General features: G+C 51.8%; 10 protein-coding genes and 1 tRNA gene. 5 read left to right on the top strand and 6 right to left on the bottom strand.

Annotation, left to right across the window (positions count from 1 at the left end):
• Positions 1-39: 39 nt before the first annotated feature.
• The 6 genes from ACUU1M_RS14140 to trxB form a co-directional block, all read right to left on the bottom strand.
• Positions 40-127: transfer RNA gene (locus ACUU1M_RS14140), tRNA-Ser, on the bottom strand.
• Between the two features lie 253 nt (positions 128-380).
• Entirely contained in the window at positions 381-599 is a 219-nt protein-coding gene (infA, locus tag ACUU1M_RS14135) for a translation initiation factor IF-1 (RefSeq protein WP_001040187.1), read from the bottom strand.
• 284 nt (positions 600-883) lie between these two features.
• A complete protein-coding gene (gene aat / locus ACUU1M_RS14130; protein WP_001241678.1) occupies positions 884-1,588 on the bottom strand; it encodes a leucyl/phenylalanyl-tRNA--protein transferase in 705 nt (234 codons plus the stop codon).
• A 41-nt stretch (positions 1,589-1,629) separates the two neighbouring features.
• The gene (gene cydC / locus ACUU1M_RS14125; protein ID WP_001202213.1) at positions 1,630-3,351 is read right to left on the bottom strand and encodes a heme ABC transporter ATP-binding protein/permease CydC; all 1,722 of its coding nucleotides are present in this window, start codon (positions 3,349-3,351) and stop codon (positions 1,630-1,632) included.
• Positions 3,352-5,118: a heme ABC transporter permease/ATP-binding protein CydD gene (cydD, locus tag ACUU1M_RS14120; protein WP_001043635.1), complete on the bottom strand. Its 1,767-nt coding sequence runs from the start codon at positions 5,116-5,118 to the stop codon at positions 3,352-3,354.
• Between the two features lie 122 nt (positions 5,119-5,240).
• On the bottom strand, positions 5,241-6,206 hold the full coding sequence (gene trxB, locus ACUU1M_RS14115) for a thioredoxin-disulfide reductase (protein ID WP_152028980.1): 966 nt from the start codon (positions 6,204-6,206) through the stop codon (positions 5,241-5,243).
• 544 nt (positions 6,207-6,750) lie between these two features.
• On the opposite strand from trxB, the gene lrp reads away from it, so the two are divergent.
• From lrp to serS, 5 genes are all read left to right on the top strand, one after another.
• On the top strand, positions 6,751-7,245 hold the full coding sequence (gene lrp / locus ACUU1M_RS14110; RefSeq protein WP_000228473.1) for a leucine-responsive transcriptional regulator Lrp: 495 nt from the start codon (positions 6,751-6,753) through the stop codon (positions 7,243-7,245).
• Between the two features lie 134 nt (positions 7,246-7,379).
• A complete protein-coding gene (gene ftsK, locus ACUU1M_RS14105; protein WP_001071219.1) occupies positions 7,380-11,525 on the top strand; it encodes a DNA translocase FtsK in 4,146 nt (1,381 codons plus the stop codon).
• A 154-nt stretch (positions 11,526-11,679) separates the two neighbouring features.
• Complete coding sequence (gene lolA / locus ACUU1M_RS14100) at positions 11,680-12,291, top strand: outer membrane lipoprotein chaperone LolA (protein ID WP_001295343.1); 612 nt, start codon at positions 11,680-11,682, stop codon at positions 12,289-12,291.
• A gap of 10 nt (positions 12,292-12,301) precedes the next feature.
• Positions 12,302-13,645, top strand: a complete 1,344-nt coding sequence (gene rarA, locus ACUU1M_RS14095) for a replication-associated recombination protein RarA (RefSeq protein WP_000067747.1) — start codon at positions 12,302-12,304, stop codon at positions 13,643-13,645.
• A gap of 90 nt (positions 13,646-13,735) precedes the next feature.
• On the top strand, positions 13,736-15,028 hold the full coding sequence (gene serS / locus ACUU1M_RS14090) for a serine--tRNA ligase (protein ID WP_000886676.1): 1,293 nt from the start codon (positions 13,736-13,738) through the stop codon (positions 15,026-15,028).
• Positions 15,029-15,251 lie beyond the last annotated feature (223 nt).

Raw genomic sequence — 15,251 nt, 5'->3', positions numbered from 1 at the left:
AAAAAAGCTCGCACTTTCGTACGAGCTCTTCTTTAAATATGGCGGTGAGGGGGGGATTCGAACCCCCGATACGTTGCCGTATACACACTTTCCAGGCGTGCTCCTTCAGCCACTCGGACACCTCACCAAATTGTTTTGCTACCAAACCTCATGGGTGGCAACGGGGCGCTACTATAGGGAGTTGGAGTAAAACGGTCAAGAAGAATTTTAATGATAATTATTGTTTGCTCATACTGTAAACAACTTGTGCAGTATATCTACATCGAGACAAGTTATGGACTTATACTTCCAAAGTACTTCATACATATCACAAAATAAAAAGGCCGGTTAAACCGACCTTTTACTCGTTCTTTCTCTTCGCCCATCAGGCGGTAAAACAATCAGCGACTACGGAAGACAATGCGGCCTTTGCTCAGGTCGTACGGGGTCAGTTCAACAGTCACTTTGTCGCCCGTCAGGATGCGGATGTAGTTTTTGCGCATTTTACCGGAGATGTGTGCAGTAACCACGTGACCGTTTTCTAACTCTACGCGGAACATGGTATTAGGCAACGTTTCAAGAACGGTACCTTGCATTTCAATATTGTCTTCTTTGGCCATCTAATCCTCTGGGGTATCACTACCGTAATTTGAACCGGCAAGATAATGCCGAAGTTCTGTAAATAAGTAAAGATTTGCGCGCTAAATCGCAACAAACAGGTTCGGCACATTACTCCGAAAACACACGGCTAAGCCGCACCAAAAGCGCAACGTATAAGGGAGCGGTGAGATAAACGATGGGCGTTACCTGATGCGAAAAATTCCTTATCGGCAGCGGGGTAATGAGCGTAACCAACTCTGCGACCGCAATTATAACACTCTGGGGAGAAATGTGCCGAAAACATTCATTCTTGTGGTGAAAACAAGCACCGTGGTACCCAGAAATTATTCGGCAATCGTCCGAGGCGCATTTGATTGAGATAATTAAGGTAATCCCGGCGGGGAATTTCGCAGGCACCAAGCGATGCTGTGTGATCGTTAAGGACCTGGCAGTCGATAAGCTTACCTCCATGACCGATAAATTCCTCACAGAATACCAGAAGCGCCGTTTTAGACGCATTTTCCATCCGGCTGAACATGGACTCGCCACAAAATAGCGTTCCCTGGGCCACGCCGTACATACCGCCGACAAGCTCATCTTCACGCCAGACTTCAATGGAGTGGGCATGACCGAGTTCGTGAAGGCGATGGTAGGCTTCGACCACGCCACGCGTGATCCAGGTTCCTTCTTCGCGATCGCTGGCACAGCCTTCAATGACCTGACCAAAAGCGTAATTCATCGTGACACGATAGGGCGAGCGTTTATGAAATCGCTTCATACTACGGCTGATATGCAGTGATTCTGGCCATAGCACCGCGCGGGGATCGGGCGACCACCAGAGGATGGGGTCGCCTGGAGAAAACCACGGAAAAATACCACGCTGGTAAGCCATTAACAGGCGCGCAGGGCTAAGATCGCCCCCAAGTGCCAGCAGGCCGTTAGGCTCACGTAATGCGCCTTCCGGGGAAGGGAAGGCTATTGAATGGCGAGAAAGCTGAACCAGGCGCATGACCGCAAAACTCCACGCAAGTCGGATCGTTCAATAATAGCTTACAAACCCTGCTTGAACTGGTAATAACGCCCCTGTCTGGCAAGCAGTTCTGCGTGAGTACCTTGCTCAATAATTTGCCCGTTGTCCATCACTATTATTTGTTGGAAACGAGAGAGTCCGCGAAGTCGATGGGTGACCATTAACACCGTTTTCTCACGCATCATTTCTGCAAGCAATTCAAGGATCTGGCTTTCGGTTGTGGCATCTAAGCCTTCGGTAGGTTCATCCAGCAACACCAGTGGCGCATCATGTAACAGCGCACGGGCGATAGCCAGACGGCGCAGTTCACCACCGGAGAGCTGGCGTCCGCCTTCACCTAACCAACTGTTGAGACCTGCATCCTCGAGCAGCTTCTCCAGACCAACGCGACGCAAGATCTCCGACAGAGCCTCATCACTACTGCTAGGCGAGGCGAGTAACAGATTATCACGCAGCGTGGCGCTAAACAGATGCACTCGCTGAGGAACAACGCTGATGGTCTGTCGTAGAGCCGCTTCATTCAGGCTGGCTATGGGGCTATCGTTAAGCAAAATCTCGCCCTGTTGCGGGTCCCATGCGCGGGTCAGCAGTTGTAACAGTGTTGATTTGCTGCATCCGGTTCGCCCGAGAATCGCTATATGTTCCCCGGCGTTTACCTGAAGAGAAATCCCTTTAAGTGCCTGTTGGGATTGCTCCGGATAAGTGAACTGAACATCCCGTAATGTCAGCGAAACGCGATCGGCAACACGAATTTGGGTATCAGGGAAGGTGACCTCCGGTTTTTGATCCGTTAAGTCAGAGATACGTACGGCAGAGGCAATGACTTGCCCCAGATGCTGAAATGCACCCGTTACTGGTGCCAGTGCTTCAAACGCGGCTAACGCACAAAAGACAAACAGGGCAATTAATGCGCCGGGTTGAGCATTGCCGCCAACGCCGCCAGACGCCATCCACAGCATCAGGATCACCGCTAACGCGCCAATGAGCAGCATTATCGCTTGCGACAATGCGGTCAGTTCAGATTGACGGCGTTGCGCTTCCAGCCATTGAATTTCTGTATTCTCTAGTTGCGTGCGATAACGATCGCTGGCACCAAAAATGGTCAGCTCAGCTTGCCCTTGCAGCCAGGCCGTCAGTTGTTGGCGATACTGTCCGCGAAGATGAGTCAGATTTTGCCCGGTGCTTTTTCCCGCACGATAAAACAGCGGTGGCATCAGGAAAAGCGTCAGTAACATAATGCTGCCCAGCGTAAAGGCGAGGGTGAAATCAAGGAAACTTAACCCGATTGTCACCACCATAATCACCACAAAAGCGCCCACCAGCGGCGAGATAACGCGCAGGTAAAGATGATCGAGCGTATCAACATCCGCCACCACGCGGTTGAGCAATTCGCCCTGACGATAGCGCGCCAGTCCGGCAGGGGAGAGGGGCAACAATTTGCTGAAGGTGTAAATGCGCAGATGCTGCAACACGCGGAAAGTCGCGTCGTGACTTACCAGACGTTCAAAATAACGCCCGGCAGTACGGGTGATTGCGGCACCACGCACGCCCGCAGCGGGTAGCATATAGTTGAAGCTGTACAGTCCGGCAACCCCCGCAACCGCTGAGGCCGAGAGGAACCAGCCGGAAAGTGTCAACAGACCGATACTGGCGAGCAGCGTCACAATTGCCAGCACAATACCAAGACTTAACATCCATTTATGACGTTTATACAGTGCCAGATAGGGTAGCAAAGCGCGCATTTAAATCTCCTCCTGACGATGGGCCAGTAATGTGGCGAATGGGCCACCAGCCACACTTAATTCCGCGTAACGTCCTTGCTCAATAATCCGGCCATCCTGCATAACCCAAATGACATCCCAGTCAGCAATATCTTCTAACTGGTGGGTGACCATTAACGTTGTCTGGCGCAGAGAGGCGGCATTCAGCGCCTCCATTACGCGCTGTTCACTGTGAGCATCAAGGCTGGCAGCGGGTTCATCCAACAGTAATAGCGAACAGGGATTTAGTAACGCACGGGCCACCGCCACGCGCTGCGCCTGCCCCACGGAAAGGCGGGCAGCCTGGTCGCCAACAGGTGTATCAACGCCTTGTGGCAGGAGCGGTAGAAACTCGCTGACCCAAGCGTTATCCAGCGCTGCTTGTAATTCTTGTTCGCTGGCATCAGGTCGCGCCAGTAGTACGTTATCCCGCAATTTTGCTGCCGGTAATTGTGGGTTTTGCCCAACCCAGGAGAGATGTTTACGCCATGATTCTGGTGATAAATCACGTAATTCTATCCCGTTGATTCGTAATGATCCCTGATATGAGAGAAAACCAGAAAGCGCGTTCAGCAGTGAGCTTTTACCTGAACCGCTGCGGCCAACCAACACTGCACGTTGGCCTGCTGGCAAAGTAAAGTTCAGCGGTCCGGCCAGCGTTTTACCTTCCGGCGACGTGATAAACAGATCCTCGGCCTCAATGGTCAGCGGATCGGTCAATGCTAATTCCGCCTCACCGCGCTGCGGATGGGCGAGCGGGGTTTCCATAAACGTTTTCAGACTGTCAGCTGCACCAACAGCCTGGGCTTTAGCATGATAAAACGTACCGAGATCGCGTAATGGCTGGAAAAACTCTGGCGCAAGGATCAGGGCCAGAAAACCTGCAGCCAGCGTCACCCCAGTATCGTAGTGACCAAAATCCAGCTCGCCGAGATAGGAAAAACCAAAGTAGACCGCCACCAGAGCAATTGACAGCGAGGTAAAAAATTCGAGAATGCCGGAGGATAAAAACGCCAGTCGTAGCACTTCCATTGTCCGTTGGCGGAAATCTTCCGAAGCAGAACGAATACTTTCAATTTCAGCTTCACCACGACCAAAAATACGCAATGTTTCCATGCCGCGCAGGCGATCGAGGAAATGCCCACTTAAGCGAGCAAGAGCGAGAAAGTTACGCCGGTTAGCATCGGCAGCCCCCATTCCAACCAGCGCCATAAACAACGGAATTAGCGGTGCTGTGCCCAGCAGAATGAGCGCCGCAGCCCAGTTAGAGGGGAAGATCGCCACCACAATCAGCAACGGCACCGACACTGCCAGCGCCATTTGCGGCAGATAGCGTGCATAGTAATCATGCATATCGTCAATTTGCTCGAGTACCAGCGTCGCCCAGCTCCCCGCAGGTTTACCCTGAATCCACGCTGGCCCTGCTTGTTGCAGACGGTCGAGAACCTGACGGCGGATGGCAAAGCGGATATGCTGCCCGGCGTGATAACCCACCCGTTCGCGTAACCAGACCACCCATGCGCGCAATACAAAGGTCAGAACCAGTAACGTAAAGGGAAGCAGCAGGGCTTCACGGGGAATATTCTCCATAATCATATATTGCAGAATTCGCGCCATGAACCAGGCCTGGGCAATGATCAATATGCCGCTTACAAAGCCCAGCAGACGAGAAATATTCAGCCAACGTTGGGAGATGACGCTTTGCTGTTTTAACCAGCGGGTTAACTCTTTTTGACGAGATTTATTCATTGCACGCTTAGCAGGTGAGTTATCAGAATTATTTGCAGAGCAATGTTACAACGGGGAAAAAATAAAGGCGACCCATAGTCGCAAGGTGTCGCCTTCTTTACTTTTGTTACTGATTTGTAAAATTATTTTGCGTCAGCTAAACCATCGAGGTAGCGTTCCGCATCAAGTGCTGCCATGCAGCCAGTACCGGCCGAAGTAATGGCCTGGCGATAAATGTGATCCATCACGTCGCCTGCGGCAAAGACGCCAGGAATGCTGGTCTGGGTGGCATTACCATGAATACCCGACTGTACTTTGATGTAGCCGTTTTCCAGTTCCAGCTGCCCTTCGAAAATCGCAGTATTCGGGCTGTGACCGATAGCAACAAACAGACCGGCAACGTCGAGTGACTCGATGTTATCGCTGTTTTGCGTATCGCGCAGACGAACGCCAGTGACACCCATTTGATCGCCGGTCACTTCTTCCAGCGTACGGTTGGTGTGCAGAATGATGTTGCCGTTCTCCACTTTATCCATCAGACGCTTAATAAGGATTTTTTCCGCGCGGAAACCGTCACGGCGGTGAATCAGATGCACTTCCGAAGCGATGTTAGACAGATACAGCGCCTCTTCAACCGCGGTATTGCCGCCGCCGATGACCGCAACTTTCTGGTTGCGATAGAAGAAACCGTCGCAGGTTGCACAAGCAGAAACCCCACGGCCTTTAAAGGCTTCTTCAGAGGGCAGGCCGAGATAGCGTGCAGAAGCTCCGGTGGCAATAATCAGCGCGTCGCAAGTGTATTCGCCGTTATCGCCATTCAGACGGAACGGACGGTTTTGCAGATCCACCTTGTTGATATGATCAAAAATGATCTCAGTTTCAAACTTGGTGGCATGTTCGTGCATGCGCGACATTAATAACGGACCGGTCAGATCGTTTGGATCACCAGGCCAGTTTTCCACTTCCGTGGTGGTGGTCAGTTGGCCGCCTTTTTCCATGCCGGTAATCAGCACAGGTTGCAGGTTGGCGCGCGCCGCGTAGACAGCAGCGGTGTATCCCGCCGGGCCTGAACCCAGGATAAGCAGTTTACTGTGTTTGGTCGTGCCCATGAGATCCCCATAGTTGTTGGCAGACAATGGGCAGGATTGTAGGGAATTTACAGACGTAAAAAAAGAGTATGACGATTTTGTTAACAATTTGTGCAATCGGCAGCATCGATAAGCAGGTCAAATTCTCCCGTCATTATCACCTCTGCTACTTAAATTTCCCGCTTTATAAGCCGATTAAATGATGAATAAACGCCCCTGTTAATGAATATCTGGCATGTTGTACTAAAAATCGATGTTTTGCTTTGACAATCCCCTGGTGTTTTGCGAAAACATTCGAGGAAGAAAAAAAACAGTATTCTTATATGCGCATAACCATGTATGTAAATACCATGTTTACCGTGCTAGTGAAATCTACGTATGGCGTGGACAGACGCCATTCGTGATGTCGATAGCTGCCACAAGGCAACGGTCTTCTCACCGTAGACCCAGGCATTGCGCGCCGTGAATCTTCATGATTTCGGTCTATCGTGACGGGTAGCGACTCTGAACAGTGATGTTTCAGGGTCAGACAGGAGTAGGGAAGGAATACAGAGAGACAATAATAATGGTAGATAGCAAGAAGCGCCCTGGCAAAGATCTCGACCGTATCGATCGTAACATTCTTAATGAGTTGCAAAAGGATGGGCGTATTTCTAACGTCGAGCTTTCTAAACGTGTGGGACTTTCCCCAACGCCGTGCCTTGAGCGTGTGCGTCGGCTGGAAAGACAAGGGTTTATTCAGGGCTATACGGCGCTGCTTAACCCCCATTATCTGGATGCATCACTTCTGGTATTCGTTGAGATTACTCTGAATCGTGGCGCACCGGATGTGTTTGAACAATTCAATACCGCTGTACAAAAACTTGAAGAAATTCAGGAGTGTCATTTAGTATCTGGTGATTTCGACTACCTGTTGAAAACACGCGTGCCGGATATGTCAGCTTACCGTAAGTTGCTGGGGGAAACCCTGCTGCGTCTGCCTGGCGTCAATGACACACGGACATACGTTGTTATGGAAGAAGTCAAGCAGAGTAATCGTCTGGTTATTAAGACGCGCTAACACGGAACAGGTGCAAAATCGGCGTATTTTGATTACACTCCTGTTAATCCATACAGCAACAGTACTGGGGTAACCTGGTACTGTTGTCCGTTTTAGCATCGGGCAGGAAAAGCCTGTAACCTGGAGAGCCTTTCTTGAACCAGGAATACACTGAAGACAAAGAAGTCACATTGACAAAGTTAAGTAGCGGCCGCCGCCTTCTGGAGGCGTTGCTGATCCTTATTGTCCTGTTTGCCGTCTGGTTGATGGCTGCCTTACTAAGCTTTAACCCTTCGGACCCCAGCTGGTCGCAAACGGCCTGGCATGAACCTATCCATAATTTAGGTGGGATGCCCGGTGCGTGGTTGGCAGATACGCTGTTCTTTATTTTTGGCGTGATGGCTTACACCATTCCCGTCATTATTGTCGGCGGTTGTTGGTTTGCCTGGCGTCATCAGTCCAGCGACGAATACATTGATTATTTTGCCGTTTCGCTACGCATCATTGGCGTTTTGGCGCTCATCCTTACCTCCTGTGGTCTGGCGGCAATCAACGCTGACGATATCTGGTATTTTGCCTCCGGTGGCGTCATTGGCAGCTTACTAAGCACTACGCTACAACCACTGCTACACAGTAGCGGGGGAACTATTGCGCTGCTCTGCGTTTGGGCAGCGGGCCTGACGTTGTTCACCGGTTGGTCATGGGTGACCATTGCTGAAAAACTCGGCGGCTGGATTTTAAACATTCTCACCTTCGCCAGTAATCGTACCCGTCGCGATGATACCTGGGTCGATGAAGATGAGTATGAAGACGACGAAGAGTATGAAGATGAAAATCACGGCAAACAGCATGAATCACGCCGTGCCCGTATTCTTCGCGGCGCGCTAGCGCGTCGTAAACGGTTGGCGGAAAAATTCATTAATCCGATGGGGCGGCAAACAGACGCTGCGTTGTTCTCCGGTAAGCGGATGGATGATGACGAAGAGATTACCTACACTGCACGCGGTGTGGCTGCCGACCCGGACGACGTCCTATTTTCGGGTAATCGTGCAACGCAGCCAGAATATGACGAATACGATCCATTATTAAACGGTGCGCCAATTACCGAACCTGTCGCTGTAGCAGCTGCTGCTACCACGGCGACACAAAGCTGGGCTGCGCCGGTTGAACCTGTGACTCAGACGCCGCCTGTTGCCTCTGTTGATGTTCCACCTTCGCAACCTACAGTAGCCTGGCAGCCTGTACCGGGTCCACAAACGGGAGAGCCGGTTATTGCTCCTGCACCGGAAGGTTACCCACAGCAGTCACAATATGCGCAGCCTGCAGTGCAATATAATGAGCCGCTGCAACAACCAGTACAGCCGCAGCAGCCGTATTATGCACCTGCAGCTGAACAACCTGCGCAACAACCTTACTACGCTCCTGCGGCGGAACAACCTGTTCAGCAACCGTATTACGCAACTGCGCCGGAACAGCCTGCGCAACAGCCGTATTATGCCCCTGCGCCAGAACAACCGGTGGCAGGTAACGCCTGGCAAGCCGAAGAGCAGCAATCCACTTTTGCTCCACAGTCTACATACCAGACTGAGCAAACTTATCAGCAGCCAGCCGCTCAGGAGCCGTTGTACCAACAGCCGCAACCCGTTGAACAGCAGCCTGTTGTGGAGCCTGAACCCGTTGTAGAAGAGACAAAACCCGCGCGTCCGCCGCTTTACTATTTTGAAGAAGTGGAAGAGAAGCGAGCCCGTGAACGTGAACAACTTGCGGCCTGGTATCAACCGATTCCAGAACCGGTTAAAGAACCAGAACCGATCAAATCTTCGCTGAAAGCACCTTCTGTTGCAGCAGTACCTCCAGTAGAAGCCGCTGCCGCTGTTTCTCCGCTGGCATCTGGCGTGAAAAAAGCGACACTGGCGACGGGGGCTGCCGCAACCGTTGCCGCGCCAGTCTTCAGTCTGGCAAATAGCGGTGGACCGCGTCCGCAGGTCAAAGAGGGGATTGGCCCGCAGTTGCCACGACCGAAACGTATCCGCGTGCCAACTCGTCGTGAATTGGCGTCTTACGGTATTAAGCTGCCCTCACAGCGTGCGGCGGAAGAAAAAGCCCGTGAAGCCCAGCGCAATCAGTATGATTCTGGCGATCAGTATAACGATGATGAAATCGATGCGAGGCAGCAGGATGAACTGGCACGTCAGTTCGCCCAGACACAGCAGCAACGCTATGGCGAACAGTATCAACATGATGTGCCCGTAAACGCAGAAGATGCAGATGCTGCGGCAGAGGCTGAACTGGCTCGTCAGTTTGCGCAAACTCAACAACAACGTTATTCCGGCGAACAACCGGCTGGGGCGAATCCGTTCTCGCTGGATGATTTTGAATTTTCGCCAATGAAAGCGTTGCTGGATGATGGTCCACACGAACCGCTGTTTACGCCAATTGTTGAACCTGTACAGCAGCCGCAACAACCGGTTGCACCGCAGCAGCAGTATCAGCAGCCACAACAGCCGGTTGCGCCACAGCCGCAGTATCAGCAGCCACAACAGCAGGTTGCGCCGCAGCCACAATATCAGCAGCCGCAACAACCGGTTGCGCCACAGCAGCAATATCAGCAGCCGCAACAACCAGTTGCGCCGCAGCCGCAGTATCAGCAGCCGCAACAACCAGTTGCGCCGCAGCCGCAGTATCAACAGCCGCAACAACCGGTTGCACCGCAGCCGCAGTATCAGCAGCCACAACAGCCAGTTGCGCCACAGCCGCAGGATACCCTGCTTCATCCGCTGTTGATGCGTAATGGCGACAGCCGTCCGTTGCACAAACCGACGACGCCGCTGCCTTCTCTGGATTTGCTGACACCGCCGCCGAGCGAAGTGGAGCCGGTAGATACCTTTGCGCTTGAACAAATGGCGCGTCTGGTGGAAGCGCGTCTGGCTGATTTCCGTATTAAAGCCGATGTCGTTAATTACTCTCCGGGGCCAGTTATCACTCGCTTTGAACTTAACCTGGCTCCTGGCGTAAAAGCGGCGCGCATTTCTAACTTGTCACGGGACCTTGCCCGTTCACTTTCGACGGTGGCGGTGCGTGTCGTTGAAGTTATTCCTGGCAAACCCTATGTAGGTCTGGAGTTACCAAATAAAAAACGACAAACCGTTTATCTGCGCGAAGTTTTGGATAACGCCAAATTCCGCGATAATCCGTCGCCATTAACCGTGGTGCTGGGTAAAGATATCGCCGGTGAGCCGGTGGTTGCCGATCTGGCGAAAATGCCGCACTTGTTGGTTGCGGGGACTACCGGTTCCGGTAAATCTGTCGGTGTGAACGCGATGATCCTGAGCATGCTTTATAAAGCACAGCCAGAAGATGTGCGTTTCATCATGATCGACCCGAAAATGCTGGAGCTTTCGGTTTATGAAGGCATTCCGCACCTGTTAACGGAAGTCGTTACTGATATGAAAGATGCCGCCAACGCGCTGCGCTGGTGTGTTAACGAGATGGAGCGTCGGTATAAACTGATGTCTGCGCTGGGTGTGCGTAATCTGGCAGGTTATAACGAAAAAATTGCTGAAGCCGATCGCATGATGCGTCCGATTCCAGACCCGTACTGGAAGCCGGGTGACAGTATGGATGCCCAGCATCCGGTGCTGAAAAAAGAACCATACATTGTCGTGTTGGTTGACGAATTTGCCGACCTGATGATGACGGTAGGTAAAAAAGTGGAAGAGCTGATAGCACGTCTGGCGCAAAAAGCCCGTGCCGCGGGTATCCACCTCGTACTGGCAACTCAGCGTCCATCGGTTGATGTTATTACTGGTCTGATTAAAGCGAATATTCCGACCCGTATCGCCTTTACCGTATCCAGTAAGATTGACTCACGTACCATTCTTGATCAGGCTGGCGCGGAATCACTGCTGGGTATGGGGGATATGCTCTACTCTGGGCCGAACTCCACGTTGCCGGTACGTGTCCATGGTGCTTTTGTTCGCGATCAGGAAGTTCATGCCGTGGTGCAGGACTGGAAAGCGCGTGGTCGCCCACAGTATGTTGATGGCATCACCTCCGACAGCGAAAGCGAAGGTGGTGCGGGTGGTTTCGATGGCGCTGAAGAACTGGATCCGTTGTTCGATCAGGCGGTGCAGTTTGTCACTGAAAAACGTAAAGCGTCAATTTCTGGCGTACAGCGTCAGTTCCGCATTGGTTATAACCGTGCAGCGCGTATTATCGAACAGATGGAAGCGCAGGGGATTGTCAGCGAACAGGGGCACAACGGTAATCGTGAAGTGCTGGCCCCACCGCCGTTTGACTAATTAATGCATTGCCGGATAAGGCGCGGTAGCGTCGCATCCGGCACTCTATCAACTGAAAATTCAGTATTTTCTTCTTTCCTCAAGCTGATTATTAGCCTGGAATAGAGAGTAGAGGGAACTCCCGATCGGGAGTGACGTAATTTGAGGAATAATGATGAAAAAAATTGCTATCACCTGTGCATTACTCTCAAGCTTAGTAGCAAGCAGCGTTTGGGCTGATGCCGCAAGCGATCTGAAAAGCCGCCTGGATAAAGTCAGCAGCTTCCACGCCAGCTTCACACAAAAAGTGACTGACGGTAGCGGCGCGGCGGTGCAGGAAGGTCAGGGCGATCTGTGGGTGAAACGTCCAAACTTATTCAACTGGCATATGACACAACCTGATGAAAGCATTCTGGTTTCTGACGGTAAAACACTGTGGTTCTATAACCCGTTCGTTGAGCAAGCTACGGCAACCTGGCTGAAAGATGCCACCGGTAATACGCCGTTTATGCTGATTGCCCGCAACCAGTCCAGCGACTGGCAGCAGTACAATATCAAACAGAATGGCGATGACTTTGTCCTGACGCCGAAAGCCAGCAATGGCAATCTGAAGCAGTTCACCATTAACGTGGGACGTGATGGCACAATCCATCAGTTTAGCGCGGTGGAGCAGGACGATCAGCGCAGCAGTTATCAGCTGAAATCCCAGCAAAATGGGGCTGTGGATGCAGCGAAATTTACCTTCACCCCGCCGCAAGGCGTCACGGTAGATGATCAACGTAAGTAGAGGCACCTGAGTGAGCAATCTGTCGCTCGATTTTTCGGATAATACTTTTCAACCTCTGGCCGCGCGTATGCGGCCAGAAAATTTAGCACAGTATATCGGTCAGCAACATTTGCTGGCTGCGGGGAAGCCGTTGCCGCGCGCTATCGAAGCCGGGCATTTGCATTCTATGATCCTCTGGGGGCCACCGGGTACCGGCAAAACAACCCTCGCTGAAGTGATTGCCCGCTATGCGAACGCTGATGTGGAACGTATTTCTGCCGTCACCTCTGGCGTGAAAGAGATTCGCGAGGCGATCGAGCGCGCCCGGCAAAACCGCAATGCAGGTCGCCGCACTATTCTTTTTGTTGACGAAGTTCACCGTTTCAACAAAAGCCAGCAGGATGCATTTCTGCCACATATTGAAGACGGCACCATCACTTTTATTGGCGCAACCACTGAAAACCCGTCGTTTGAGCTTAATTCGGCACTGCTTTCCCGTGCCCGTGTTTATCTGTTGAAATCCCTGAGTACAGAGGATATTGAGCAAGTACTAACTCAGGCGATGGAAGACAAAACCCGTGGCTATGGTGGTCAGGATATTGTTCTGCCAGATGATACACGACGTGCCATTGCAGAACTGGTGAATGGCGACGCGCGCCGGGCGTTAAATACGCTGGAAATGATGGCGGATATGGCCGAAGTCTATGATAGCGGTAAGCGGGTCCTGAAGCCTGAATTACTGACCGAAATCGCCGGTGAACGTAGCGCCCGCTTTGATAACAAAGGCGATCGCTTTTACGAGCTAATTTCCGCACTGCATAAGTCGGTACGTGGTAGCGCACCCGATGCGGCGCTGTACTGGTATGCGCGAATTATTACCGCTGGTGGCGATCCGTTATATGTCGCGCGTCGCTGTCTGGCGATTGCGTCTGAAGACGTCGGTAATGCCGATCCACGGGCGATGCAGGTGGCAATTGCGGCCTGGGATTGCTTTACTCGCGTTGGCCCGGCGGAAGGTGAACGCGCCATTGCTCAGGCGATTGTTTACCTGGCCTGCGCGCCAAAAAGCAACGCTGTCTACACTGCGTTTAAAGCCGCGCTGGCCGATGCTCGCGAACGCCCGGATTATGACGTGCCGGTTCATTTGCGTAATGCGCCGACGAAATTAATGAAGGAAATGGGCTACGGGCAGGAATATCGTTACGCTCATGATGAAGCAAACGCTTATGCTGCCGGTGAGGTTTACTTCCCGCCGGAAATAGCACAAACACGCTATTATTTCCCGACAAACAGGGGCCTTGAAGGCAAGATTGGCGAAAAGCTCGCCTGGCTGGCTGAACAGGATCAAAATAGCCCCATAAAACGCTACCGTTAATGTTATCGTTGCGGTAATGTTGTTACTGTATCCCTGTGGTCGCAGGCTGTGGCCACATCTCCCATTTAATTCGATAAGCACAGGATAAGCATGCTCGATCCCAATCTGCTGCGTAATGAGCCAGACGCAGTCGCTGAAAAACTGGCACGCCGGGGCTTTAAGCTGGATGTAGATAAGCTGGGCGCTCTTGAAGAGCGTCGTAAAGTATTGCAGGTCAAAACGGAAAACCTGCAAGCGGAGCGTAACTCCCGATCGAAATCCATTGGCCAGGCGAAAGCGCGCGGGGAAGATATCGAGCCTTTACGTCTGGAAGTGAACAAACTGGGCGAAGAGCTGGATGCAGCAAAAGCCGAGCTGGATGCTTTACAGGCTGAAATTCGCGATATCGCGCTGACCATCCCTAACCTGCCTGCAGATGAAGTGCCGGTAGGTAAAGACGAAAATGACAACGTTGAAGTCAGCCGCTGGGGTACCCCGCGTGAGTTTGACTTTGAAGTTCGTGACCACGTGACGCTGGGTGAAATGCACTCTGGCCTCGACTTTGCAGCTGCAGTTAAGCTGACTGGTTCCCGCTTTGTGGTAATGAAAGGGCAGATTGCTCGCATGCACCGCGCACTGTCGCAGTTTATGCTGGATCTGCATACCGAACAGCATGGCTACAGTGAGAACTATGTTCCGTACCTGGTTAACCAGGACACGCTGTACGGTACGGGTCAGCTGCCGAAATTTGCTGGCGATCTGTTCCATACTCGTCCGCTGGCAGAAGAAGCAGACACCAGTAACTATGCGCTGATCCCAACGGCAGAAGTTCCGCTGACTAACCTGGTGCGCGGTGAAATCATCGATGAAGATGATCTGCCAATTAAGATGACCGCCCACACCCCATGCTTCCGTTCTGAAGCCGGTTCATATGGTCGTGACACCCGTGGTCTGATCCGTATGCACCAGTTCGACAAAGTTGAAATGGTGCAGATCGTGCGCCCAGAAGACTCAATGGCGGCGCTGGAAGAGATGACTGGTCATGCAGAAAAAGTCCTGCAGTTGCTGGGCCTGCCGTACCGTAAAATCATCCTTTGCACTGGCGACATGGGCTTTGGCGCTTGCAAAACTTACGACCTGGAAGTATGGATCCCGGCACAGAACACCTACCGTGAGATCTCTTCCTGCTCCAACGTTTGGGATTTCCAGGCACGTCGTATGCAGGCACGTTGCCGCAGCAAGTCGGACAAGAAAACCCGTCTGGTTCATACCCTGAACGGTTCTGGTCTGGCTGTTGGTCGTACGCTGGTTGCAGTAATGGAAAACTATCAGCAGGCTGATGGTCGTATTGAAGTACCAGAAGTTCTGCGTCCGTATATGAACGGACTGGAATATATTGGCTAATACCCAATTTTTCTGAATCTAAAAAGCGCCTTTAGGGCGCTTTTTTTGTCTCCCTTTGATACCGAACAATAATTACTCCTCACTTACACGTAATACTACTTTCGAGTGAAAATCTACCTATCTCTTTGATTTTCAAATTATTCGATGTATACAAGCCTATATAGCGAGCTGCTATAGAAATAATTACACAATACGGTTTGTTACTGGAATCAATCGTGATCAA

It is taken from the genome of Shigella sp. SIG6, assembly GCF_053555815.1.
Note: the sequence above shows the minus strand (reverse complement) of the source record. Positions and strands in the feature narration are given on the sequence as shown.

Coding starts and splice junctions, on each gene's coding strand:
- infA (WP_001040187.1), bottom strand. CDS start 599: ATGGCCAAAGAAGACAATATTGAAATGCAAGGTACCGTTCTTGAAACG.
- aat (WP_001241678.1), bottom strand. CDS start 1,588: ATGCGCCTGGTTCAGCTTTCTCGCCATTCAATAGCCTTCCCTTCCCCG.
- cydC (WP_001202213.1), bottom strand. CDS start 3,351: ATGCGCGCTTTGCTACCCTATCTGGCACTGTATAAACGTCATAAATGG.
- cydD (WP_001043635.1), bottom strand. CDS start 5,118: ATGAATAAATCTCGTCAAAAAGAGTTAACCCGCTGGTTAAAACAGCAA.
- trxB (WP_152028980.1), bottom strand. CDS start 6,206: ATGGGCACGACCAAACACAGTAAACTGCTTATCCTGGGTTCAGGCCCG.
- lrp (WP_000228473.1), top strand. CDS start 6,751: ATGGTAGATAGCAAGAAGCGCCCTGGCAAAGATCTCGACCGTATCGAT.
- lolA (WP_001295343.1), top strand. CDS start 11,680: ATGAAAAAAATTGCTATCACCTGTGCATTACTCTCAAGCTTAGTAGCA.
- serS (WP_000886676.1), top strand. CDS start 13,736: ATGCTCGATCCCAATCTGCTGCGTAATGAGCCAGACGCAGTCGCTGAA.